This is a genomic window from Roseivirga spongicola (genome assembly GCF_001592965.1).
In the GTDB taxonomy this organism is placed as follows: Bacteria; Bacteroidota; Bacteroidia; order Cytophagales; family Cyclobacteriaceae; genus Roseivirga; species Roseivirga spongicola.
Genome location: NZ_LRPC01000028.1, coordinates 1071181 through 1094076 on the forward strand (window position 1 = coordinate 1071181; position 22896 = coordinate 1094076).

Below are 22896 nucleotides of genomic sequence, written 5' to 3' on the forward strand. Positions count from 1 at the left end.
TTATTGGAGTTGCCATACTATTGGCAAGTATTGGTGTAGACAGTAACTCTAACTGGAACAAAACCATTTTCGGAAAAGATGAAAACCAAGTAAAGCTCTTCGATCTTATTCGTTTTGCCTTCTTGTTCACCTTACTTGTATATTTTACCAGCAAACTGAAGAGCATATTTGTAAAACAGGTACTCTCTAAGTACTCTACAGATATTGGGGTAAGCCAGTCAATTGGTACAATTATTCAATATGTGGTCATCATTATAGGTGCCTTTATTATTATCCAAAATGTGGGTATAAATCTAGGTTCGCTCAATGTGTTAGCAGGGGCACTAGGTGTAGGTATTGGTTTTGGTTTGCAGAATATTGCAAACAATTTCATTTCGGGATTAATTATACTCTTTGAAAGACCCATAAAAGTGGGCGATAGAATTGAAGTTGGTAGTGTGCAGGGAGACGTTATTAAAGTTTCGGCCAGAGCTACAACGGTAAACACTAATGACAATATTTCAATTATTGTTCCTAATTCTGAGTTTATCAATCAAAGGGTAATTAATTGGAGCCATAATGATAGAAGCATTCGTTTTCATGTTCCTGTAGGCGTTAGCTACAATGAAGACCCAGCAAAAATCAAAAAGATATTATTGAGCGTAGCAGAAAAAAATTCAGATGTACTTAAGAGGCCTGCTCCAGATGTTCTTTTTGTAGAATATGCCGATAGCTCTCTCAACTTCGACCTAATGATTTGGACGAGTACCTACATTAACAAGCCAACTGTTTTGAAAAGCCAGCTGTATTATGAGATTTTCGAGAGATTTAAAGAACACGGAGTTGAAATTCCTTTCCCTCAACGAGATTTGCACCTACGTTCAGGGTGGCCTGCCGAAAGTAGAGCGAAGTAATCGTTTTCTGTGCAAACAACGTATTGGTGTATCGCTCATTCATGAATTTGTTTAAATTGGCGGCCTCCAAAGAGTGAAAAGATGAGAGTAATCATTGCGGGTGTTGGAAATGTGGGGTTTCATTTGGCGAAATTGTTGTGCCAAGAAGGTCAAGATATTGTATTAATTGACCAGGCGGCAGACAAGCTAAAAATGGCTGCAAATCAGGTAGATGCAGCCACAATTAAAGGTACAGCAACCTCCTATACCGTGCTAGAGGAAGCGGGTGTGAGCGAAGCAGACCTATTAATTGCCGTTACCTCTTCTGAGGAAGTGAACATTACCACGGCTATAATTGCCAAACACTTAGGTGCAAAACGTACCATAGCCAGAATTTCCAATACAGAGTTCTTATACAAAAAAGATAAGCTGAACCTCAAGCATTTGGGTATTGATGATATCATCTCTCCTGAATCTTTAGCAGCAAGAGAAATTAAAAGGTTACTGAAAGAGGTAGCCATTACCGATAGCTTCGACTTTGAGAAAGGACTACTCCAACTGATTGGAGTGAATATCGAAGCAAAAAGCCCTCTGATTGGTAAATCCATGATTGAGGTGGCCAAAATTAATCCCGATCAGTCCTTTATGACTGTGGCCATTCTTCGCGAAGATGAAACCATTATTCCTTATGGAGATACTACTTTTCAAGAAGGAGACCATGTTTACTTTGTTGCTCAACCAGAGAGTGTAGAAAAACTCCTCTTTCTGTCTGGCAAAAAGAAAGAAGGTGTTAAAAGCCTAATGATTTTAGGTGGTTCTAGGGTTGGTTTCCACGCTGCCAAAATCCTGAGTAATAAATACAATGTAAAGCTCATTGAGAAGGACTCTCAAAAGTGTTTTGAGTTGGCCGATGAACTACCAGATGCCATGGTAATTAATGGCGATGGAAGAAACGTGGAGTTATTGGAAGAGGAAAGCATCAATGAAATGGATGCTTTTATTGCCGTTACTGGTGACTCTGAAACCAATATTATCTCATGCTTGGTTGCCAAAAAGCTTGGAGTAAAGAAAACCATCGCAATGGTAGAAAACATGGACTACATTCACCTTTCGCAAAGTATTGGTGTAGATACCATGATTAATAAGAAACTCATTGCGGCAAACTTTATATTCCGCCATGTTAGACAGGGAGAAATTGTCTCCATAACGAGTATTCACGGTGTAAACGCAGAAATACTTGAATTTGAAGTACAAGAAAACTCAAAAATTACTCAGCATCAGTTGCGCAACCTTCAATTCCCTAAATCGGCTATTATTGGTGGGGTAATTAGAGATGGCAAAGGGCTCACAACTCCGGGCAACTTCAGGTTTCAGGCAAAAGATAGAGTGGTAGTTTTGTCTAAACCAGAATGTATTAAAAAGGTAGAATCTTACTTTACCTAGTAACTTGCAGCCTGAATGTTTAACTACAAGGTAATCGGTAACATACTCGGCATTCTACTTCTGATCAACGGAGGTTTTATGCTACTCTGCCTACCTGTTTCTCTGTACTTCTGGGAAACCGAGTGGCTCTCTATTGCTATTTCTAGTGGAATAACGGTATCTGTTGGCTTTCTGCTCAGATTCCTCACCAGAAACAACAAGAACAAAGACCTAAAAAAGAAAGACGGTTACCTGATTGTTACCGCTGGCTGGATCTTCATGTCATTCTTTGGAGCACTCCCCTATCTTATTAGCGGAGCCATTCCATCTTTTACTAATGCCTTTTTCGAAACTGTATCGGGTTATACCACTACAGGTGCCTCTATATTAACAGATATAGAAGCCGTTTCTAAAGGCATACTCTTTTGGCGCAGCCTTACCCAATGGATTGGAGGAATGGGTATCATAGTGCTTGCTCTGGCTATTCTACCATTCTTAGGAATTGGTGGCATGCAGTTATTTGTGGCAGAAGCACCAGGAATTACTCCTGATAAGCTGCAGCCTAGAATCCAAGAAACAGCCAAAAGACTCTGGTTCATCTACTTTGGCCTTACGGTTACGGAAGCCATACTGCTCTATTTTGCTGGAATGACGCCTTACGATGCCATGAACCATAGTTTAACTACTATGGCTACTGGTGGGTTCTCAACCATGAACGCCAGCTTAGCAGGTCAATCACCTGCTATTCAATACATTGTAATTGTCTTTATGTTCCTTGCCGGAACTAGCTTTACCCTAACCTATTTCGCCCTAAAGAGGAATTTTACCAAGGTAATTCGAAACGAAGAATTCGTGGTATACACACTTTTCACTCTAGTAATTACCCTCATTGTTACTATTACACTATTGGTGGTAACGGAGAGTAGTTTTGAGGCTTCGTTCAGAGATGCGTTGTTCCAAGTAGTCTCCATAATCACCACAACCGGATTTGTTTCAGCTGACTATACCAGCTGGGCTCCATTCCTTTCTGTACTCTTCTTTATTCTGTTATTTGTTGGAGGCTCTGCCGGGTCTACCGCAGGAGGTGTAAAGGTTATTCGCCATGTGGTATTATTCAAAAACTCTTTCTTAGAACTTAAAAGGCAGCTACATCCGTCTGCGGTAATTCCGGTAAGAATCAGCGGAAAGGCCATGGAGCAAAACATCGTATACAATGTTCTCGCCTTTATTATGATCTATATCTTGGTATTTCTTGTAGGTGTTACCCTGCTCTCATCAATGAATGTTGACTTCGATACCGCTTTTGGTGCTGTAGCTACTTCATTAGGAAATGTTGGACCAGGTATTGGCGATGTTGGGCCAGTAGATAACTTCTCAGCAATGCCTATGGGCGGCAAGTGGTTATTGGGCTTCTTAATGCTTTTAGGCCGACTGGAACTCTTTACGGTTCTGATGTTACTCTCCCCTTATTTCTGGAAGAAAAGGTAAATCCGTCTACCTTAAATGGTAGATGGTTAAAAACCAAATAGGCTCTTCTTCTCTTTAATTTCGAATCCGGCTTCCTTCACAAGGCTAATAACTTCAGATTTGTCAAGATTTTCGCCAGCAACAGTGAGTTTCTTTTCTTTCGAATCAGTATCAACTTCCCAGTTTTTTACTGTATTTGCCTTTTCTAAAAAGGGTGTTACCGTAGCTACGCAGCCCCCACAATTAATATTGGTTTTAAAAACAGCCTTTTTCATTTTTGTATTCTTATATTGATTAGCTATTAGAGCTTCGTATATTTCGCTTAACAATAAGCTATACAAGACTTTCACGAATATAGTTCACAGCTTTGACCTTTTCAGAACTTCAATTACATCCTGATGTTTTAGCCGGCCTAGAGGCCATCGGTTTCGAAAACCCAACTCCAATTCAGGAGCAAGCAATTCCTTCAATTATTGAAGGAAAAGACATTATAGGCTGCGCCCAAACAGGGACAGGAAAAACAGCAGCGTTTCTACTTCCGCTAATGCATAAAATATGTGCAGAAGGTGTGGAAGACGATCATGTTAATTCAATCATCATCTGCCCTACGCGAGAACTGGCTATTCAGATAGACCAGCAACTTCAAGGCTTGAGCTACTTTACAGGTGTAAGTTCAATAGCCATATATGGTGGAGGAAGCGGTGATACATTCACCCAAGAAAAGAAAGCACTTTCTGAAGGAGCACATATTATTGTGGGAACTCCAGGTAAGCTTATCTCTCACCTCAACCTGGGCTATGTAAATGTAAAAAGCTTAAAGAATCTAGTTTTAGATGAAGCCGATAGAATGTTGGACATGGGCTTTATGGACGACATTAAGAAGATCATTTCTTTCCTCCCCAAGGAAAGGCAGAATTTACTCTTCTCAGCAACAATGCCACCTAAGATCAGAAATCTGGCCAAGGAGATTCTTAAAGATCCGATTGAAGTAAACATCTCAATTTCTAAGCCTGCGGAGCGAGTTACTCAAGTAGCTGTCTTAGCGCATGACCATCAGAAAATTGAGACTATCAAACACCTTCTTCGATATAATGATGTTCCAAGCCTCATCATTTTTGCTTCTAGAAAAATCAAAGTACGTGAAATAGCTAAGGCTCTTCAGAGAGAAGGAATGAACGCCAAAGATATTTCCAGTGACCTTGAGCAAAACACTAGGGAAGAAATTCTAAGAGAGTTTAAGAACAAGAAGCTGCCAATACTAGTGGCAACCGATGTAATCTCTAGAGGTATTGATGTAGACAATATTGACATGGTGATCAACTATGATGCACCAAACGACCCTGAAGATTATATCCACAGAATTGGTAGAACTGCCAGAGCAGCCACTGAAGGAGAAGCTGTTACCTTCATTAATGAAGAAGACATGTATAAGTTCTCCCGCATTGAGCAGATGATGGAACAAGAAGTGCGTAAAATTCAACCTCCGGCAGATCTAGGCCCAGGGCCAGAGTATAATCCCAAGTCGCGGGGCAGCAATCCAAGAGGTGGCAGAAAACCGTTCAGAAAAGGTAAGAGGAAGTAGAAAATTCATCAAAACTTGGGTTTATTTATAAGCCTAATAAGGAATCATTGAGACATTTCTGTTATGCTTATTGCATCGTCACTATGTATAGAAATGCTGAGTTTAAGTAACAATTGATCCGTTGTAGAATCAATGATATAGACCTGACTGTCTCCCTTTTTATAAACCCACTTTGCTTCTCTCATAAAATGGGCGTCTGCAGGGTGTAAGACTAAATAATTGACAGTGCCATCTGACCGAAAGTCATAAACCTGCCTGAAATGGCCGGGCGCAAAAGCTTGCATGTTACATGGCTTATACACGTCTTGACCTTCCTCATAAACATTGGTCCAGCAGCCAATAATCTCTGGCCTCTGTTCTTCGCAAGAGAACACTAGAACACCAATTGAAAAGAGTATAATCAGTATTCTCCCTATAGCTATTTTCAATTCCATTCCCATACCACATTAGACACCACTGACAATTAACAAGTTGTGAGAGCTATGAAAGAATAAAGGAGTGATTATAGTACGTGGATGGCCTATCATAAAGATATTCTACAAGTCGCTTACTGGAAAACCACACTTACAACAAAGGCCCTCTAGCTTGTGGCTCCATCATTTTGATTTTACGAAACAAACTAATACATTAGTTTTAAAATTAAACCAATAGTTAAATCAACCCTTATGAAAAAACTACCTTTACTCTTATTGCTTTGCATAGCCCTATATGCGTGCGATAAGTCAGAATTATTCATTGAGCCAAACCAAGAGATATCTGAAGCAATTGTAGAAGTCTCTGAAGTTAGCTCCTTAGATGAGGTTTTTATCCGTGTGGAAGAGCAACCTACCTATCCAGGCGGAATGACAGAGTGGTATAAACATCTGAGCAAAACCTTAAAGTACCCAGAAAAAGCGAAAGCTGAAGGAGTTGAGGGAGCAGTCTTCCTTTCCTTTGTAGTAGACAAAACTGGTGAACTACGCGATATGCAAGTAGTGAGAGGAATTGGCCATGGGTGCGATGAAGAAGCATTGAGAGTACTTTTAGAGTCTGATAAATGGAACCCAGGTAAGCAAAGAGGACGAGCTGTAAATTCTAGAATGCAACTACGCATTGTATTTAAACTACCTGAAGGAAGCTCAGGCCCGGCAACTTTAAGCCATGAAACAACGGAAGTTATTATAGAAACCTTGGACAATCAGTCGAACTAAAAAAATCAAGATTTCACGTTGAGCCTCTTAGGTCAAAAAACATTCAAGGTTAAAGCAAGTCTGATTTTCGGGCTTGCTTTTGTTTTTACAGTGAGTTGTAGAAATACGGTATCCACTTGGCACAAACCTTACAAATTGGTTAGCTACGACCAATCTGAAAAGAAACTCTATGAACCTGAAGATTTAGACTTGGTTTATAATGCCTCTCCTAGCTACCCGGGTGGAGCAACACGCTGGAATCAACATCTTAAAAACAACTTAAAATATCCACACGAGGCATACAGCGAAGGAATTCAAGGATCCGTTTTCCTTTCATTCAATGTTAAACACACTGGAGAAATTAAAAATGTGAGAGTCATAAGAGGACTCGGATATGGTTGCGATGAGGAAGCTGTTAGAGTACTACTTAATTCGGGTAAATGGAACCCAGGAACCCGAAACGGAGAAGATGTAAATTCTTCAAGCAACATCCGTATTGTATTCACACTAAAAGGTAAAGCCTAGAATTAATTCTTGCCATTAGACTCTATTAGTTGTTCTATGTTCAAATCCATTAATTAGCTTTAAGAATTAGGAACCTAGCCACCTATTTTTTAAACAAGCTGAAATGAACCACCAGACCTATGATCCTCACCCCGATTTAGAATCCATAGTAAAATGTTACTGGACACTAGAGGTTCCTGATGGATCACAAGCTCCAAAACAGCGCATTCTTCCCGATGGCTGTATTGAAATGTGTTTTATTCTAGGAGACGACATCAAGCGATTTACTTCAGAAACAGAGTTTACCCTTCAACCAAAAGCCTTTATTATTGGGCAAATAACAGCGCCATACTTTGTTCAGCCTACGGGCTATGTCAATTCATTTGCAGTCCGGTTTTACCCCTATGGCTTTGCTAACTTCATTCAAACTCCCATTAAAGATTTAGCGGATAAAGACACCCCTCTTTCTCAAATATTTCAGTCCGATGTGGTGTCAATACTTATAAAAGAAGTTGAAAATGCTTCATCTATCCAAGAAAGAATAGCGGCTGTGGAGAAGTTTCTATTAGACTTGCTGGCCTCTTCAAGTATTCAGGATGAAATTCTCAAATCTACCACAGACGCCCTTTATAATACTCAGGGAAAAGCATCTATTCACTCCATTTTGAAGGAAGAGCTCAGCAAAAGAAGAAAGCTAGAACGAAGCTTCTCTAAATCTGTCGGAATTAGTCCAAAGCAATTGGGAAGGGTTATACGCCTGCAAGCAGCACTCAAATTAATGCTAAACCCGAAAGGCCAAACACTTACCCAAATAGCTTATGAAAGTGAGTATTACGATCAGGCACACTTTATTAAAGACTTTAAAGATTTCACTGGCGTAAACCCCAAAGAGTATCTTTCTGATGATCAAATGATGCTTTCCTCAGTATTGTACTCAAAAGACTGAGTCTGTCGCATTTTTACAATTGCGGATATTCTATTCAGTGTAACTATGCCTCATATTTACATCGATAAAGCTATGAAAAACCTTTGGAGAGAATCTATCCTCTTAGTAACCATTAGCAGCCTTTTCTGCTTGATCAATAGTACCACTATCTCTAATCCGAAAACCGCAAATTCAGAAACAATGAACAATCTAGTCTCAATTGTAGAAATACCTGTAACTAATAATAACCGAGCAGTAAAGTTCTACGAATCCATTTTAGATATTGAAATCCAATCCATAGATATGCAGGGAACGGAAATGGGAATCTTCCCAAGCGATGGCCAGTCAGCATCGGTAGTATTAACGAAAGGCGAAGGCTACGAACCAGCTTCCAGTGGAGTTCTAGTTCACCTCAATGGAGGTGAAGACCTAGAGCCAATATTGAAAAAAGTGGAACAATTTGGGGGCGAAATCTTGCTCTCAAAAACCCTAATTGATGAAGAGAACGGATACTTCGCTCTATTTCTAGATTCAGAGGGAAACCGAATGGGCCTGCATTCTAAAAAGTAAGATTTATTGGGTAACCTGATCACTCCCCTCCTTTTTACGGAGGGGTTGATCTGTGATCAATTAGTTTTAGTTTCTTCTCTTTCTCTCAGTGCCCTTCTGATAATTTTACCAACATTAGACTTCGGTAATTCATCAACGAATTCGTAGTGCTTTGGTCTCTTATAACCTGTCAATTCTTCATGGCAGAATCCATCAATCTCTTCTTCTGTTAAGCTCTTATCTTTCTTTACAATAAAGGCTTTAACACATTCTGTTGAACGAGGGTCAGGAATACCAATAACGGCAACCTCGAGCACTTTTGGGTGCTCAACAATCACATTTTCAACCTCGTTTGGATAAACATTGAAGCCAGATACGTTGATCATATCTTTCTTACGATCAACAATTTTAAAGAACCCTTCTTCATCCATCAAGCCAATATCACCAGTTCGGAACCAGTCTCCATCAAAGAAAACGCCTTCATTTGATTGATTCCAATAGCCACTCATTACCTGAGGACCCTTCACACAAATTTCTCCGACTTCGCCTTGAGGCAACTTATTGCCCGACTCATCGAAAATAGCCAATTCGGTAGATGGCACCGGCAAACCTATTGTTCCTATTTTATGTGTTCCATCAAGCGGATTACAGCTAACAACAGGCGATGTTTCACTCAGACCATAGCCCTCCACTAAAGGAGATTGAGTTACTTCCTTCCATTTCTTAGCTACAAAATCCTGAACCGCCATTCCGCCACCAATGGCCCCTTTTAGATGACTCCAGTCTACCTCATTGATATTCGGTTGATTGAGCAAGCCATTGAAAAGCGTATTAACCCCTGTAAAAAGTGTAAAAGGATGTTTTTTGAGCTCCTTAATAAAGCCCGGCATATCTCTTGGGTTGGTAATAAGCACATTTTTTGCACCTGTGTGCATCATGAGCGTGCCATTCACATTAAGGGCAAATATGTGGTATAGTGGAATCGCAGTAATCATGATATCGCCTTCTTTTGGGTTCATAAAAGGCTTAAACCATTCTTTAGTGATAAAAGTGTGAGCCACTACATTATTGTGAGATAAAATAGCTCCTTTAGACACCCCAGTAGTTCCTCCGGTATACTGTAAAAATGCAGTGTCTTCACCAGAAATATCCACCTTAGTGTACTTCATTCTGGCTCCTTCTTTCAATACCGTTTTAAATTTAATGGCTTGAGGAATATTGAAAGATGGTACCATCTTTTTTACATACTTCACCACAAAGTTGACCAAAGTACCCTTGAGACCTCCAAGCATATCTCCTAGTTCGGTCACAATTACATGCTCTACCTTAACCTTTTTTAAGGCCTCTTCTAAACTATGAGCAAAATTAGCCACTATCACTACAGCCTTTACTTCAGCATCATGGTATTGATGCTCCATTTCTCGGTGAGTATATAATGGATTTGTGTTTACTACTATACAGCCAGCTTTGAGCGCTCCTATCAATACAATCGGATATTGTAAACAGTTGGGCATTTGAATAGCGATTCTATCGCCCTTCTTCATACCTAGCTTATTTTGCAAGTAAGCAGCAAAAAAGTCGGACATCTGATCTAGTTCATGGTAAGTAATGGACTTACCCATATTTTCAAATGCCTCTTTACTGCCGAAACTCTTAAAGGATTCTTGGTAAAGTTTAACCAGGTTTTCAGGTCTTTCCGAAGACATCTCCGCAGGTATACCTTCCGGATATCTTTTCACCCAAACGCGTTCACTCATCTTATTCTAAAATTGGCTAAAGCCAAATATAAAAGAATTGCAATGGCAAACGATTCCTAAGCAGGTAATTACTCGGAAATTTCAAGGTATTGATCTATTATTTTTCGTGTCTCTGGGTCTGAAGGAACAGTAGCAAAAACAGTTACAATATTAAAGTCTTTGTCTAGCAACAAATAACGAGGAATGGTAATTACCTTATAATCAGACAAGTCCAATCTGTTGATTAAATATTCTTTGTCTTTCGGTAAATCGTGCTTCTCCAAATACTTTTGCCATGCCTCCAAATCAGTATCTATAGATACAGGAACAAAGTGCACAGGCTTGTCTTTATAATCTTCTTTTAACTGCTCAAATGCTGGAAGTTCTGCAATGCACGGCCCGCACCAAGTAGCCCAAAGGTCTACATAAGTGAGCTGACCTTTAAAGTCGGAAAGTGGCTTTTCTTCACCCAAAGCATTTTTGAATAATACATCGAAAGCTGGCTCACCTGCTTTTAAAGCGGCATACTCTTTAAGTTTAGCATTAACCATTTCCTTATAGTCAAGAGCGTGATCAGCCGCAAGAAACTCTTTGGCCTGAACCTGCATTTCATTCGTCAGGCCATTTAGCTCCAATTGAGTCACAAAAGCTCCCATCTCGTCATACTCCGCCATAAAGGGTGTAAACTCTAAATGGGTGAAAATTCCGACTTCCTTCAAGTTGGCAGCAACCAATTCATGAAGCATGTCTCTGAAGTTTGGGTGCTTCATATACTCATTTTTCATAAGACCTTGGCTCATCACATTCAAATCATCTTTTATTCGAGCTAAGATCTCGGCTTTCTTCACTTCAGAGTACTCCCAATAGTCTTTAAACGAACCGTAAACTGGCATTGAAAGCAAAGTATTAAGATAGTCGAGCTTCAATCGCATTTCTTCAAGTGCCTTAAATTCACTTGAAGTCTGTAATGCTTGGAGTTGTTCTTTTCTTTCCTCTGTTTTGGATTGGGCAAGAGCTACAGTCTCTGCTACATCTTCACTCTTGAGGTTCCTCCCTCCTTCCAAATAAGAGCCACTTTTAGGGAATGCCACACCTGCCAAATAAACCTGCCAAGCAGCATTGGTTCCATTAAATACTGCTACTTCTGGATCTTTATAATCTACCTCCAGTTGAAGCTCATCTCCAGGACTGAGGTAGAGTTTATTCCTACCTAAAGAGTAATAAGTAGGCTCATTCAATTCGAACCTTATGTCAAACTCATTATCCTGATTGGTTTTTATGATGATATCCTTCCCTAAACCAAAGTCAGCTTCAAGATTCTGGGCACTAAGCACCTTGGAGGCATTTCCCCAGTTAATCAGTTTACCTTTTAACCAAACTTCATTGCTTACTGAATTTTCAGTTTTACACGAAACGAAACAAAGGCTTATCAACAAGTAGAATAATAGACTGGACTTCTTCATGAGGCAAAAAAATTGATGGAATAAAGAAAAACACAAAGGACTAGAAAACAAATGACCGACTCTTAAAAGTCAATTTAGGCATCCATATACTCTGCTCACTCTTTTTCTACCCACTAGTCTTCACTTGTCTACCGAAGTAAGGGGGCTTGTCTGTGGTGAGTACCTATCTTCCAAAGTACATGTTGTGCTAAATGCTTCAATATTAAGATCAGGCCGCCATACAACTGCGTCCTATAGGGATGTCAAAGACTCTAAGAGGACAAAATTCAGAAACGATGATCATAAAAAAAGGACTCCATTTCTGGAATCCTTTAAATGCTGTAGGAGAAGGATTCGAACCTCCACGGAGTGATTAGGCCGATTGGCTTTGTTTCAGAATCTCCACCCTCGAGAAAGGAGGGCACTCCCGATTGCTATCGGGAGCCTGTTTCGTCACCCTACAGTGTAAAGATGCTCGTCTGCTACCTGCAGAAATTCTAGACTTAAGGTCTTTAATCGAGCATCTTATAATCTTCAACCCTAAACTCTATTAACCGAATTCTCATATCAAGAACCTAAAGCTGTAGGAGAAGGATTCGAACCTCCACGGAGTGATTAGGCCGATTGGCTTTATTTCAGAATCTCCACCCTCGAGAAAGGAGGGCACGGCTGCCTGTTTCGTCACCCTACAGTGTAAAAGCTTTTCCAGCTCTCATTTATTCCGTTTGGATATGTTACAAATGTATAGCGTTTTTGATTATTATTGAAATATCATTAATAATTAGAATCATTATTTACATAATAATTAATAAATACAACCTATATTTGATAATTCAATAATTTAGACAACTTCAAATGGCTGATAATTACGAAATCGATAACGTAGACCTTAAAATACTGTCTCTGCTTCAGCATAACGCTAAAAAACCCTATACAGAAATAGCCAAACAGGCATTCGTTTCTAGTGGAACAGTCCATGTTCGGATGAATAAACTAGAGAAAATGGGAGTAGTAAAAGGTGCTTCGCTAGACATTAACCTCAATAAGCTAGGCTATTCGGTAAGCAGTTTTCTTGGAGTCTTCTTAGCTAAAAGCTCCTTGTACGAAAAAGTGGCTAACCAGCTTAAAAAGATTAAGGAGATTACTTCTATACACTACACCACCGGCAACTATAGTATGTTGGTTAGAATTTATGCCAAAAGCACAGATCATCTTAAGGACATCCTTCACGATAAAATTCAAAAAGTTGATGGTATTGAAAGAACTGAAACCTTTGTTATCCTAGAGGAAACACTTAGCAGAAGTATAGAGTTAGGAGATTAGAGGTTTGAACTATTGACAGTATCCATAAAGGATTGAAATTTCTCTGTCATGAAACCATTACTTCTATCAATAGGTTGTACCTTTGCAGCTAAAACCAGTCTAAATAAGATTGTATGAGTGACGATAATCAAATTCTTGAAGAGTTTACCTCAAAAGAGTACGAGTTCGGATGGACCGTAGACTTAGAGGCCGATGAAGCTCCAAAAGGGTTAAATGAAGATATTATTCACTTTATTTCCGCCAAAAAAGAGGAGCCACAATGGCTACTTGAATGGAGGCTAAAGGCCTTCAGAATGTGGCAGAAAATGGAAGAGCCCGAGTGGGCTAATGTGAATTACCCCAAGGTAGACTACCAAGACCTTATATACTATTCTGCTCCAAAGCAGAAAAAGAAACCAAAGTCTTTAGATGAGGTAGACCCAGAATTACTGGCTACATTCGAAAGGCTAGGAATTTCTTTAACAGAGCAAAAAAGACTCACTGGAGTTGCTGTTGATGCTGTTATAGATTCTGTATCGGTTGCTACTACCTTTAAAGAAACCCTTTCAGAGCTAGGCATTATATTCTGTTCGTTCTCTGAGGCAGTTCAAGAGCACCCAGAGTTGATTAAAAAGCATTTAGGAACTGTGGTTCCTCAAAGTGACAATTACTTTGCTGCGCTGAACTCTGCGGTATTCTCAGATGGATCTTTCTGCTACATTCCTAAAGGAGTTAGATGCCCGATGGAACTATCTACATACTTTAGAATTAATGCCGCCAACACAGGCCAGTTCGAAAGAACTTTGATAGTTGCGGAAGAAGGCTCATATGTAAGTTATCTTGAAGGGTGTACAGCACCTCAAAGAGATGAGAATCAGCTTCACGCTGCCGTAGTTGAAATTAAGGCCGCCAAAGACGCGGAAGTAAAATATTCTACCGTTCAAAACTGGTACCCTGGTGATAAGAATGGTAAAGGCGGAATCTACAACTTCGTAACCAAAAGAGGTATTTGCGAAGGTGATAACTCCAAAATTTCATGGACTCAGGTTGAAACCGGTTCTGCAGTTACCTGGAAGTATCCTTCATGTATTCTTAAAGGAGATAACTCACAAGGAGAATTCTACTCTGTGGCGGTAACTAACAATTATCAGCAAGCAGATACAGGAACCAAAATGATTCATATTGGCAAAAACACCAAGTCTAGAATCGTTTCTAAAGGAATCTCAGCAGGGTACTCGCAAAATAGTTACCGTGGACAGGTTCAAGTGATGAAGCGTGCAACTAACGCTAGAAACTTCTCACAGTGCGACTCATTATTAATGGGTGATAAGTGTGGAGCTCATACCTTCCCTTATATAGACATTGAGAATAGTTCAGCACAAGTTGAACATGAGGCCACCACCTCCAAAATTGGAGAAGATCAAATCTTCTATTGCCAACAAAGAGGAATAGATGAAGAATCTGCTGTAGCGTTAATCGTAAATGGATACGCTAAAGAAGTATTGAATAAGCTACCTATGGAGTTTGCCGTAGAAGCCCAAAAGCTTCTTGCCCTGACCCTTGAAGGTTCAGTTGGATAATTAGAAACAACTTGTTCAAAGTTCAATGTTTAAAGTTTAATGTTGAGAATGGCAAAAGTTGAAAGGTTTGAAGATTTAAATGTTTGGCAGGAAGCAAGAATGCTGGCCAATGATGTTTACAAATCAATTCTTTCAAACGACTCCATTCGAGACTATCCTTTAAAAGATCAATTGAACAGGTCATCGGGCTCAGTAATGGACAATATTGCTGAAGGCTTTGATAGAAAAGGAAATAAAGAGTTCAGACAGTTTTTAACTGTGGCGCATGGCTCAAATGGAGAAACAAAGTCGCAGTTATACAGATCTTTCGATCGTAACTATATAACTAAAAACCAACTTGATCAATTTTTGAAAAGGGTAGAAAACATTTCAAAAATGATTAATGGGTTAATTAAATATTTGAATAAAACAGAGTTAACAGGAGCTAAGTATAAAGTAGAAGAAGAAGCCGAATTTTACGGACTAGAAAACTTTGAACTTTGAACCTTAAACGTAGAACTGATATATGTTATCAATAAAAAACCTACAAGCTAGAATTGAGGAGAAGGAAATCCTTAGAGGTATCAACCTTGAAGTTAAACCAGGTGAAGTACACGCCATTATGGGGCCAAACGGCTCTGGTAAAAGTACATTAGCCTCAGTTTTAGCAGGAAGAGAAGACTACGAAGTAACTGGAGGAGAAGTGAACTTCGATGGTAAAGATCTTTTAGACATGGATGCTGACGAAAGAGCAAGAGAAGGTGTTTTCTTGGCTTTTCAGTACCCTGTTGAAATTCCAGGAGTAAGCACTACCAATTTCATGAAAACGGCTATCAATCAGGTAAGAGAGCACAAAGGCGAAAAAGCCCTTGATGCGGTTTCTTTCTTAAAGTTGATGAAAGAGAAAATGAAGCTCGTAGAAATTGACCAATCTCTTTTAAGCAGATCTCTTAATGAAGGCTTCTCTGGTGGTGAGAAGAAAAGAAATGAGATCTTCCAAATGGCAATGTTGGAACCAAAGTTGGCTATTCTAGATGAAACCGACTCAGGACTTGATATTGACGCTTTAAGAATTGTTTCTAACGGTGTAAATGCATTGAAATCTAAAGACAATGCCACCATTGTAGTAACTCACTATCAAAGATTGCTAGACTATATAGTTCCAGACTATGTACATGTTCTTTATAAAGGAAGAATTGTAAAGTCTGGCGGCAAAGAGTTGGCACTAGAGCTAGAAGAAAAAGGTTACGACTGGATTAAAGAAGAAGCTGAAGCGGCAGTTTAAGATGAAGAAATTCGCAGGACAATCAATCATAGACAAACTCTCTGAGCGATTTGAGGCCTCTAAGCAAGAACTAACCAGCAATTCTACTATTGCAGATGTTCGTCAGAAGGCACTGAATCACTTGGTAGAAAACGGACTACCTCATGCAAAAGCAGAGGAGTACAAATTCACCAACCTTACAAAAGCCTTAGAGAAAAACATAAGCTTCGAAATGAACACTGAGCGTGTTTCAGTTTCGAAAGAAGATGTTGAGAAATTAAGAATTGAAGGATTAGACGCTTACTACCTGACTTTCATTAACGGAGAGTTCAACTCAGAATTTTCTGACGAAGTAACAGAAAGCGGAATTAGCTTCTCCCCTCTTTCTGCAGCTATTCAAGAAAACAATCAGCTTGCTGGCAAGCTTTTCGATAAGCTTTCAAAGAGTACAGAAGATGCCTTCGTAGCTATGAATAGCCTTTTAGCTAATGAAGGAACTGTTTTAGAGATTTCCGCAAATAGTGAAGTTTCAAAGCCTGTTTTCGTTCAATACATCAATACAAAATCTTCAGACATTCATGCCAAAAACCTCATTGAGGTTGGGGCGAATGCCAAGGTTACGGTAATTGAAAAAGTTGACACTTTAGGTGCCGAACCAGGCTTTAGCAATATTGTAAATGAGATCAGCGTAGCTACTGGTGCAAATGCCAAATTCTACAAGATTGAAAACGATACGGATACATCTTATCACATTTCCAATATTCACGTTTCTCAAGACAAAGACAGTACATTCACTTCTAACACTGTGGCCCTAAACGGTGCAATGGTTAGAAATAATCTGGATATAAAACTTGAGGCTGAGGGCTGTGAGGCCTATATGAATGGACTTTACCTTCTTAACGGTAAAACTCATGTAGACAACCACACTATTGTAGACCACATGATGCCAAATGCTTATTCAAATGAGCTTTACAAAGGCATTATGGACGATAAGTCTAGAGGAGTATTTAACGGAAAGATTTTCGTTCGTAAAGACGCCCAGAAAACAAATGCTTTCCAGTCGAACAAAAACATTCTTTTAACAGATGATGCAACGGTAAACACCAAACCTCAGCTAGAAATTTGGGCTGATGATGTGAAGTGTTCACACGGATGTACCACAGGCCAATTAGATAAAGATGCACTCTTCTACCTAATGGCCAGAGGTATTAAAAAAGACAGAGCTATGGCAATGTTGCTTCATGCTTTTGCCAGCGATGTTATCGAAAACCTCGAGTTAGAGCCTATTCAAGCCTATGTCGAGGCGATTATTACTAGCAGATTAGAGAAATAATATGTCCGATACTTCAGTAGTATCAAACACACTAGATATAGAAGCCATAAGAAGCCAATTCCCTATCCTTCACCAAAAGGTGAATGGTAAGCAATTGGTTTATTTGGATAATGCCGCAACCAATCAGAAGCCGCAAAGTGTAATTAACGCTTTGGAGCATCACTATGCTGCAGATAATGCTAATATACACCGAGGCATCCATACTTTGGCAGAAAGGTCTACTACCGCTTTTGAGGATACTCGGAAAGCAGTACAGGCTTTCATCAATTCCAACGAGGTTGAAGAGATTATCTTCACTAAAGGAACTACGGAGTCTATAAATCTGGTAGCCTCTTCTTGGGGAAGAAAATATCTAAATGAAGGCGATGAAATCATCGTTTCTGGGTTAGAGCATCATTCTAACATTGTTCCTTGGCAGTTAATTGCTGAAGAAAAAGGGGCAAGAGTTAGAGCTATCCCAGTGTTAGATAATGGAGACCTAGATATTGCAGAGTTCAGTAATATGCTCTCCAATAAAACCAAACTGGTAGCTGTAAACCATGCTTCTAATTCTCTAGGTACAATCAACCCTGTCCATGAAATTATAAAGATGTCTCATGAAGCAGGTGCGAAAGTATTGATAGATGGGGCACAAGCCTCATCACATCTTACAATAGATGTTCAGGCTTTAGATGCAGACTTCTATGCACTATCGGCTCATAAAATGTACGGCCCAACAGGAGTTGGTATTCTTTACGGTAAGCGTTCACTGCTAGAAAAGATGCCTCCATACCAAGGTGGTGGAGAAATGATCAAAGATGTTTCTTTTGATAAGACCACCTTCAATGACATCCCTTATAAGTTTGAAGCTGGAACCCCCAACATAGCCGATGTTGTGGCTTTTAAAGCAGCTATTGACTTCATAAATGACCTAGGAAAAGAGAACATTGCAGCCTATGAGGAAGAGCTTCTCTCCTATGCTACTGCTCAATTGAATGAAATTGAGGGAGTAAGAATTATAGGTCAAGCGCAAAATAAGGTAAGTGTAATCTCCTTTGTGGTAGACGGCATTCATCATTTCGATTTAGGGATGTGGATGGATGCTAAAGGAGTTGCCGTAAGAACAGGACACCACTGCACACAACCTCTAATGGATAGATTCAGCATTGAAGGAACTACTAGGGCCTCTTTTTCTGTTTATAACACCATAGCGGAGATAGACATTTTCGTTGAGGCATTAAAAGACATCATCAAGAAACTGAAACCATGAGTCAAAGTATTCAAGAAGTTCAGAATGAAATAATTGAAGAGTTTTCCATGCTCGATGGAGACATGGAAATGACTATTGGTTATGTGATGGAACTAGGAGAAACCCTAGAGCCTCTAGAAGAAGAGCAAAAAACAGACGATAATATAGTTAAAGGCTGTCAGTCTAAAGTTTGGCTAGACGCCAAACCCAATGGAGATAAAATCCATTTTAAGGCAGACAGCAATACAGCCATCACAAAGGGCTTAGTAAGTATATTGGTTAGAATTCTTTCTGACCGTACCCCTCAGGAAATTGTTGATGCAGACCTATTCTTTATCGATAAAGTAGGTTTGAATAGGTTTATTGGTACTCAGCGTTCAAATGGTCTTGGAGCTATGATTAAACAGATGAAGATTTACGGCTTAGCTTACACTGCAAAAGCAAACTAAGCAAGGCCCACATAATCTTTCATCTATTCCTAGAACCATAAAAAATAGAACATGAAAGTATTAGTAATAGGTGCATCAGGAAGAGTTGGACAAAAATTAACTTCAAAATTACTCGAGGCTGATCACCAAGTAGTTGGTACCACTAGAAAAGACGAGAAACTCTTTGAGGCCAACAACTACTCTCAGATAGCATTAGATCTTGAAAAAAGTGCTGAAGATTTATCTAATGAAATACCATCGGATGTAGAAGCGGTTTATTTCGTATCTGGATCTAGAGGAAAAGATCTTCTGAATGTAGACTTGCACGGAGCCATTAAATCTATGCAAGCGGCAGAAATGGCTGGAATTAAGAGATATGTGATGTTAAGTACAATTTATTCTCTTCAGCCAACTGCCTGGGATACTTCGGCAGACTTATATGATTATATGATAGCCAAGCATTATGCTGACCAATGGCTGATTAAGAATACGGACTTAGACTATACCATTCTTCAACCGGGTTCGCTCACTGAAAATGCGGGTACTGGAGAAGTAGAATTAAAAGTCCAAGAGCATGGGGAGAATCCTATAGAAGACGTTGCCGAGGTTCTGTTCGGTCTTTTAGACCTAAAGTCTTCTTTCAAAGAAGTAATTCCTATGAGAAGCGGAGATACTCCAATAAAAAATGCTCTCGCTAATTTGTAATTTCAGCGGCTGGAGTTTCAATTTGTAACTTGAATGAATAGAAAATGGAAAACGGTGTAAAAGAAGGACTTAGAGAAGAGGTTGTAGCAGCAATTAAGACTGTTTATGACCCTGAAATTCCTGTAGACGTATATGAGCTTGGATTGATTTATGAAATCAATGTATACCCAGTAAATAATGTTTACATTCTAATGACCCTCACCTCTCCTTCTTGCCCAGCAGCAGAAGTACTTCCAGATGAAGTGAAGGAAAAAGTAAAGGCAATTGATGGAGTAAATGAAGTAGAGTTAGAACTTACCTTCGACCCACCGTTTACTATGGACATGATGTCTGAAGAGGCTAAACTAGAGCTTGGCTTCATGTAGATTAGTTTAAGGTTCAACGTTTTATGTTCAGCAATCATGAGAACTTAAAGCGCAGAACCAAGACTTTAGAACTTAAAACATAAAACTTATAAAATATGTATCCAGAGCATTTACTAGTTCCATTTAGACAGGAACTAACTGAAGCGGGTTTTAGCGAGTTAAAAACAGCTGACGCAGTAGACCAACATTTTAAAGACCATAAAGGCACAACCCTTATTGTGATCAATTCAGTATGCGGCTGTGCAGCAGGAACTGCAAGACCAGGTGTTAAAATGGGCTTAAAACTAGCCGATAAAAAACCTGATAACTTAATGACTGTTTTCGCTGGTGGAGATGTAGAGGCCACTGCAAAAGTGAGAGAGTATCATTTGCCTTACCCTCCTTCTTCTCCTTCTGTTGTTCTTTTCAAGGATGGTGAATTAGTTCACATGGTAGAGAGACATCATATTGAAGGCAGAACTGCTGAAGTAATAGGTAATCACTTAGCAGATGTGTTCGAAGAGCACTGCTAAAAAATATTATCTTTTTATACATACAGAAAATAGTTATTCAAATACACTTTAAAGATTACCATCTCTTAAATGAGAATAATTGCTACAAGACCTCTAATTAGGGTATTGTTATGTTCCACAAAGTTGTTTATCATTGAATAACCTAAACATCTGAAGTACTTAAAAGCACTCAGAGCTAAAGCGAATTCCTTTTTTGGAATTCGCTTTTTTTATTCCTTCTCGGTACGCTCATATAGAAGAAATAAAAAGGGCTACCTTTCAGCAGCCCTAAGATTTCCATTTCTAACCTTTACTTTAAATATCTAATCGATAGTATTTAGAATTTCCATATGCAGTAAGAAAATCACTTGCATTTAGTAATCTTCGTAGATGTTTGTTTTTATACTGACGAAGTTTTGTAATTGGAGCCTCTAATAATAGCTCATCATTAGCATCGTAAATTTTAATGATTGAAAGCGTTGAAACCTCTTCGAGCAAACCATCTTCATCTAAAAGGAAGGACTTAGTACCTTCTTTTACATCTAGCTCTTCCTTAACTAAATCTATCAGCTGACGAGCCTCTTCTTTTGTCAATTTTGCGCCATCAATTTCATGGGCAAAAGCCGTTGCACCTATAGCTACCAAAACACCAATCGTTAATATGACTTTTGTCCTGATGCTGTTCCATTTGTTTAATACTATTGAGTTCATGACCTTGTTGTTTAAATTTCGAGTTTTGTATTAACCGGTGACCAAACCGATTGTGCCATTTAATAGCCAATCAGCATGCCGAAATTAATAAAACACTCATTACCAAAAACTTAACTAATTCGTTAACACTCGTTAACTTCTCAATTTGTACAAATCCGAACACAACTGTCACATAATCAATACAATGAAACATTTTGATTGAACAATCGTCACTCAAAAAAAATAAACCCCGATTCTTTTCAGAACCGGGGCCATTCCTCCAATTAAGTAAGATTGCACTTTTACTCAATTATGATTGTATGAAAAAAGCTCCTGCCGTCTGCAGTAAACTGAATCTCATATTTGCCTTTCGATAACTTGGAAACATCGTATCGTTGCAGTCCCCTATTAGACTTATCAATACTTTGTCTGTACACCGACTTACCAAACTGATCTTTCATATTCATTTTATAACCGCTGTGATCATCTCGTAAGAAAATTTTCATCATATTTTCAGAAACCCTCACAACGGGCTTTGCATAGACCTTTTCGCTAGATGAAATAAACTCTGCGCTGCCTTCTGAAACATTAATAGAGCGAACCTCTAAAGTCTCAGAGTTATCTACTTCTAGCACTAGCTCTCCTTTTTCAAGCAGGTCTAGATTGAAAATTTTAGAGTAGGTATCATTATCTACCTGATCCTTAAAAAGCAGCTTTCCACTTTGGTTCCATAATGTGACTTCCGTCCCAATTTTTACATTGTTCATTTGAAGTACTACAGACTTAGACTTAGCAGTCTTTAGTGTAATTTCTCTTTCCTTTTCATTTGCAGTAGCTAAGAATCCGCTAGCCAATAGTATTAGGCCAACAAGTACTTTTGTAATTTGATTTTTCATGTTTGTTGTTTTATTCCGATTCTCATCGGATTGAGTTTTGATCTATTTTCAAATTCACTGGTTTTGACCTTTCAGCGAATTCTTACTCAAATGAACGTGGAATTAGATGTGTGTTTGTCATGGTGCAGTAAACGAATGTCACAAGATGTCATAACTCATAGAGGAGTTGTCAGAAAACCAAAACAGAGCCAGCTATTGCTTCTAAAAACAGCAATCAAATACTTTTCAGATGGCAGAAGTAGCTTCAAGGCTCATTAAACCTAAACCTAATGGTTTTCCCTCCTTTTAATCTAGATTTGAACAATAAGTGGAGCCGATTTGAGAGAGAAGGAAAGAGCAGCAGTTCATAAAGTAGAGTGTAATGAAACCAAAACCTTAGATTAAGGTAATGCTGGATCAATATCTACAGCCATAAAAAAAGGTGTCACAAAATGACACCCTCTTCACTATTACAATATTTTAACTAATCTTAATAGAATAGCTTTAAGGTTCCGTTTGCTACTTCTGCTAAAGGTAGAGTCTCGTCTGCTGTGTTTTTCGCACTAAACTCAAATGTAGCTTCTATGTACTTGTCTGTTTTATTGTGCACAACAATATTTAAATCTCCTTCAGCTTCTAACGGAACATACGTATTCTGTCCTAAGCTTGAATTGTTTACATCTAAAAAAGCATCCCAAGTTGTACCATCATATCTGTAAACATTTGGTGTTACATCTTCTGGTATCTTCAGTTCAAACTCAATATTACTTTGAACCGAATTCATAACTCCTAAGATTGTTATAAATCCCCCTGAAACAGAAGTCGTTATAGAGTTTGGAGCAAAAGATTCTCCATTTATATCTGCTATAAATATGCGATCTATACTATTTCCTCCTCCGGGAGGATTAACCCCATTATCACTACTACATGAGAATATAGTAATACAGATCAAAGCCAAAAAAATACGAGTTACTTGAACCTTCATAGG

Annotated in this window: 25 protein-coding genes; 18 read left to right on the forward strand and 7 right to left on the reverse strand. The window is 39.0% G+C overall.

Annotated features, from left to right (window positions below):
* The first annotated feature begins 65 nt into the window (after positions 1–65).
* The 3 genes from AWW68_RS20400 (at position 66) to AWW68_RS16590 (ending at position 3782) form a co-directional block, all read left to right on the forward strand.
* On the forward strand, positions 66–893 hold the full coding sequence (locus AWW68_RS20400) for a mechanosensitive ion channel family protein (protein ID WP_394364989.1): 828 nt from the start codon (positions 66–68) through the stop codon (positions 891–893).
* A gap of 81 nt (positions 894–974) precedes the next feature.
* Entirely contained in the window at positions 975–2315 is a 1341-nt protein-coding gene (trkA, locus tag AWW68_RS16585; RefSeq protein WP_068223509.1) for a Trk system potassium transporter TrkA, read from the forward strand.
* Positions 2316–2330: 15 nt separating this feature from the next.
* A complete protein-coding gene (locus AWW68_RS16590) occupies positions 2331–3782 on the forward strand; it encodes a TrkH family potassium uptake protein (protein WP_068223513.1) in 1452 nt (483 codons plus the stop codon).
* 26 nt (positions 3783–3808) lie between these two features.
* On the opposite strand, the gene AWW68_RS16595 is transcribed toward AWW68_RS16590, so the two are convergent.
* Positions 3809–4036 (reverse strand): heavy-metal-associated domain-containing protein, encoded by a 228-nt coding sequence (locus AWW68_RS16595; RefSeq protein ID WP_068224233.1) that lies wholly within the window; start codon positions 4034–4036, stop codon positions 3809–3811.
* A gap of 92 nt (positions 4037–4128) precedes the next feature.
* Here AWW68_RS16595 and AWW68_RS16600 point away from each other — a divergent pair, with 92 nt between their 5' ends.
* Complete coding sequence (locus AWW68_RS16600; RefSeq protein WP_068223516.1) at positions 4129–5343, forward strand: DEAD/DEAH box helicase; 1215 nt, start codon at positions 4129–4131, stop codon at positions 5341–5343.
* Positions 5344–5387: 44 nt separating this feature from the next.
* Here AWW68_RS16600 and AWW68_RS16605 read toward each other — a convergent pair whose 3' ends face one another.
* Entirely contained in the window at positions 5388–5777 is a 390-nt protein-coding gene (locus AWW68_RS16605; protein ID WP_157717689.1) for a hypothetical protein, read from the reverse strand.
* Between the two features lie 231 nt (positions 5778–6008).
* Between AWW68_RS16605 and AWW68_RS16610 the strand changes: the two genes are divergently transcribed.
* From AWW68_RS16610 to AWW68_RS16625, 4 genes are all read left to right on the forward strand, one after another.
* On the forward strand, positions 6009–6533 hold the full coding sequence (locus AWW68_RS16610; RefSeq protein WP_068223522.1) for an energy transducer TonB: 525 nt from the start codon (positions 6009–6011) through the stop codon (positions 6531–6533).
* Between the two features lie 135 nt (positions 6534–6668).
* The gene (locus AWW68_RS16615; RefSeq protein WP_221406010.1) at positions 6669–7037 is read left to right on the forward strand and encodes an energy transducer TonB; all 369 of its coding nucleotides are present in this window, start codon (positions 6669–6671) and stop codon (positions 7035–7037) included.
* Positions 7038–7140: 103 nt separating this feature from the next.
* Positions 7141–7962: an AraC family transcriptional regulator gene (locus AWW68_RS16620; RefSeq protein ID WP_068223526.1), complete on the forward strand. Its 822-nt coding sequence runs from the start codon at positions 7141–7143 to the stop codon at positions 7960–7962.
* Positions 7963–8034: 72 nt separating this feature from the next.
* Positions 8035–8511, forward strand: coding sequence for a VOC family protein (locus AWW68_RS16625; protein WP_157717711.1), 477 nt, complete (start codon positions 8035–8037; stop codon positions 8509–8511).
* 56 nt (positions 8512–8567) lie between these two features.
* Here AWW68_RS16625 and AWW68_RS16630 read toward each other — a convergent pair whose 3' ends face one another.
* Both AWW68_RS16630 and AWW68_RS16635 read right to left on the reverse strand, forming a co-directional pair.
* On the reverse strand, positions 8568–10247 hold the full coding sequence (locus tag AWW68_RS16630; protein WP_068223529.1) for an AMP-binding protein: 1680 nt from the start codon (positions 10245–10247) through the stop codon (positions 8568–8570).
* A 68-nt stretch (positions 10248–10315) separates the two neighbouring features.
* Entirely contained in the window at positions 10316–11689 is a 1374-nt protein-coding gene (locus AWW68_RS16635) for a TlpA family protein disulfide reductase (RefSeq protein WP_068223532.1), read from the reverse strand.
* Between the two features lie 834 nt (positions 11690–12523).
* On the opposite strand from AWW68_RS16635, the gene AWW68_RS16640 reads away from it, so the two are divergent.
* From AWW68_RS16640 to AWW68_RS16685, 10 genes are all read left to right on the forward strand, one after another.
* The gene (locus tag AWW68_RS16640; protein WP_068223535.1) at positions 12524–12991 is read left to right on the forward strand and encodes an Lrp/AsnC ligand binding domain-containing protein; all 468 of its coding nucleotides are present in this window, start codon (positions 12524–12526) and stop codon (positions 12989–12991) included.
* Between the two features lie 113 nt (positions 12992–13104).
* Positions 13105–14550 (forward strand): Fe-S cluster assembly protein SufB, encoded by a 1446-nt coding sequence (sufB, locus tag AWW68_RS16645; RefSeq protein WP_068223538.1) that lies wholly within the window; start codon positions 13105–13107, stop codon positions 14548–14550.
* A 48-nt stretch (positions 14551–14598) separates the two neighbouring features.
* Positions 14599–15033: a four helix bundle protein gene (locus tag AWW68_RS16650; RefSeq protein WP_068224238.1), complete on the forward strand. Its 435-nt coding sequence runs from the start codon at positions 14599–14601 to the stop codon at positions 15031–15033.
* Between the two features lie 22 nt (positions 15034–15055).
* A complete protein-coding gene (gene sufC, locus AWW68_RS16655) occupies positions 15056–15814 on the forward strand; it encodes a Fe-S cluster assembly ATPase SufC (protein ID WP_068223541.1) in 759 nt (252 codons plus the stop codon).
* Position 15815: 1 nt separating this feature from the next.
* Positions 15816–17126 (forward strand): Fe-S cluster assembly protein SufD, encoded by a 1311-nt coding sequence (gene sufD / locus AWW68_RS16660; RefSeq protein WP_068223544.1) that lies wholly within the window; start codon positions 15816–15818, stop codon positions 17124–17126.
* Position 17127: 1 nt separating this feature from the next.
* Positions 17128–18375 (forward strand): cysteine desulfurase, encoded by a 1248-nt coding sequence (locus AWW68_RS16665; protein WP_068223547.1) that lies wholly within the window; start codon positions 17128–17130, stop codon positions 18373–18375.
* Positions 18372–18803 (forward strand): SufE family protein, encoded by a 432-nt coding sequence (locus AWW68_RS16670; RefSeq protein WP_068223550.1) that lies wholly within the window; start codon positions 18372–18374, stop codon positions 18801–18803. Before AWW68_RS16665 ends, AWW68_RS16670 begins: the two co-directional genes overlap by 4 nt.
* A 51-nt stretch (positions 18804–18854) precedes the next feature.
* Positions 18855–19487, forward strand: a complete 633-nt coding sequence (locus tag AWW68_RS16675; RefSeq protein ID WP_068223553.1) for an NAD(P)H-binding protein — start codon at positions 18855–18857, stop codon at positions 19485–19487.
* Between the two features lie 44 nt (positions 19488–19531).
* A complete protein-coding gene (locus AWW68_RS16680; protein WP_068223556.1) occupies positions 19532–19852 on the forward strand; it encodes an SUF system Fe-S cluster assembly protein in 321 nt (106 codons plus the stop codon).
* A gap of 95 nt (positions 19853–19947) precedes the next feature.
* Entirely contained in the window at positions 19948–20364 is a 417-nt protein-coding gene (locus AWW68_RS16685) for a BrxA/BrxB family bacilliredoxin (RefSeq protein WP_068223559.1), read from the forward strand.
* 294 nt (positions 20365–20658) lie between these two features.
* On the opposite strand, the gene AWW68_RS16690 is transcribed toward AWW68_RS16685, so the two are convergent.
* The 3 genes from AWW68_RS16690 to AWW68_RS16700 all read right to left on the reverse strand — a co-directional run bounded on the left by AWW68_RS16690 (position 20659) and on the right by AWW68_RS16700 (position 22893).
* Positions 20659–21054: a hypothetical protein gene (locus AWW68_RS16690; RefSeq protein WP_068223561.1), complete on the reverse strand. Its 396-nt coding sequence runs from the start codon at positions 21052–21054 to the stop codon at positions 20659–20661.
* 281 nt (positions 21055–21335) lie between these two features.
* Positions 21336–21929, reverse strand: coding sequence for a hypothetical protein (locus tag AWW68_RS16695; protein WP_068223564.1), 594 nt, complete (start codon positions 21927–21929; stop codon positions 21336–21338).
* A 469-nt stretch (positions 21930–22398) separates the two neighbouring features.
* Complete coding sequence (locus tag AWW68_RS16700) at positions 22399–22893, reverse strand: hypothetical protein (RefSeq protein ID WP_157717690.1); 495 nt, start codon at positions 22891–22893, stop codon at positions 22399–22401.
* Positions 22894–22896: the final 3 nt, after the last annotated feature.

Excerpts from the sequence above, each read along its gene's own strand:
- trkA (WP_068223509.1), top strand. The coding sequence starts at position 975 with ATGAGAGTAATCATTGCGGGTGTTGGAAATGTGGGGTTTCATTTGGCG.
- AWW68_RS16695 (WP_068223564.1), bottom strand. The coding sequence starts at position 21,929 with ATGAAAAATCAAATTACAAAAGTACTTGTTGGCCTAATACTATTGGCT.
- sufB (WP_068223538.1), top strand. The coding sequence starts at position 13,105 with ATGAGTGACGATAATCAAATTCTTGAAGAGTTTACCTCAAAAGAGTAC.
- sufC (WP_068223541.1), top strand. The coding sequence starts at position 15,056 with ATGTTATCAATAAAAAACCTACAAGCTAGAATTGAGGAGAAGGAAATC.
- sufD (WP_068223544.1), top strand. The coding sequence starts at position 15,816 with ATGAAGAAATTCGCAGGACAATCAATCATAGACAAACTCTCTGAGCGA.
- AWW68_RS16635 (WP_068223532.1), bottom strand. The coding sequence starts at position 11,689 with ATGAAGAAGTCCAGTCTATTATTCTACTTGTTGATAAGCCTTTGTTTC.
- AWW68_RS16620 (WP_068223526.1), top strand. The coding sequence starts at position 7,141 with ATGAACCACCAGACCTATGATCCTCACCCCGATTTAGAATCCATAGTA.
- AWW68_RS16700 (WP_157717690.1), bottom strand. The coding sequence starts at position 22,893 with ATGAAGGTTCAAGTAACTCGTATTTTTTTGGCTTTGATCTGTATTACT.
- AWW68_RS16595 (WP_068224233.1), bottom strand. The coding sequence starts at position 4,036 with ATGAAAAAGGCTGTTTTTAAAACCAATATTAATTGTGGGGGCTGCGTA.
- AWW68_RS16665 (WP_068223547.1), top strand. The coding sequence starts at position 17,128 with ATGTCCGATACTTCAGTAGTATCAAACACACTAGATATAGAAGCCATA.
- AWW68_RS16630 (WP_068223529.1), bottom strand. The coding sequence starts at position 10,247 with ATGAGTGAACGCGTTTGGGTGAAAAGATATCCGGAAGGTATACCTGCG.
- AWW68_RS16675 (WP_068223553.1), top strand. The coding sequence starts at position 18,855 with ATGAAAGTATTAGTAATAGGTGCATCAGGAAGAGTTGGACAAAAATTA.
- AWW68_RS16690 (WP_068223561.1), bottom strand. The coding sequence starts at position 21,054 with ATGAACTCAATAGTATTAAACAAATGGAACAGCATCAGGACAAAAGTC.
- AWW68_RS16640 (WP_068223535.1), top strand. The coding sequence starts at position 12,524 with ATGGCTGATAATTACGAAATCGATAACGTAGACCTTAAAATACTGTCT.
- AWW68_RS16670 (WP_068223550.1), top strand. The coding sequence starts at position 18,372 with ATGAGTCAAAGTATTCAAGAAGTTCAGAATGAAATAATTGAAGAGTTT.
- AWW68_RS16625 (WP_157717711.1), top strand. The coding sequence starts at position 8,035 with ATGAAAAACCTTTGGAGAGAATCTATCCTCTTAGTAACCATTAGCAGC.
- AWW68_RS16590 (WP_068223513.1), top strand. The coding sequence starts at position 2,331 with ATGTTTAACTACAAGGTAATCGGTAACATACTCGGCATTCTACTTCTG.
- AWW68_RS16680 (WP_068223556.1), top strand. The coding sequence starts at position 19,532 with ATGGAAAACGGTGTAAAAGAAGGACTTAGAGAAGAGGTTGTAGCAGCA.
- AWW68_RS16685 (WP_068223559.1), top strand. The coding sequence starts at position 19,948 with ATGTATCCAGAGCATTTACTAGTTCCATTTAGACAGGAACTAACTGAA.
- AWW68_RS16610 (WP_068223522.1), top strand. The coding sequence starts at position 6,009 with ATGAAAAAACTACCTTTACTCTTATTGCTTTGCATAGCCCTATATGCG.
- AWW68_RS16605 (WP_157717689.1), bottom strand. The coding sequence starts at position 5,777 with ATGGAATTGAAAATAGCTATAGGGAGAATACTGATTATACTCTTTTCA.
- AWW68_RS16650 (WP_068224238.1), top strand. The coding sequence starts at position 14,599 with ATGGCAAAAGTTGAAAGGTTTGAAGATTTAAATGTTTGGCAGGAAGCA.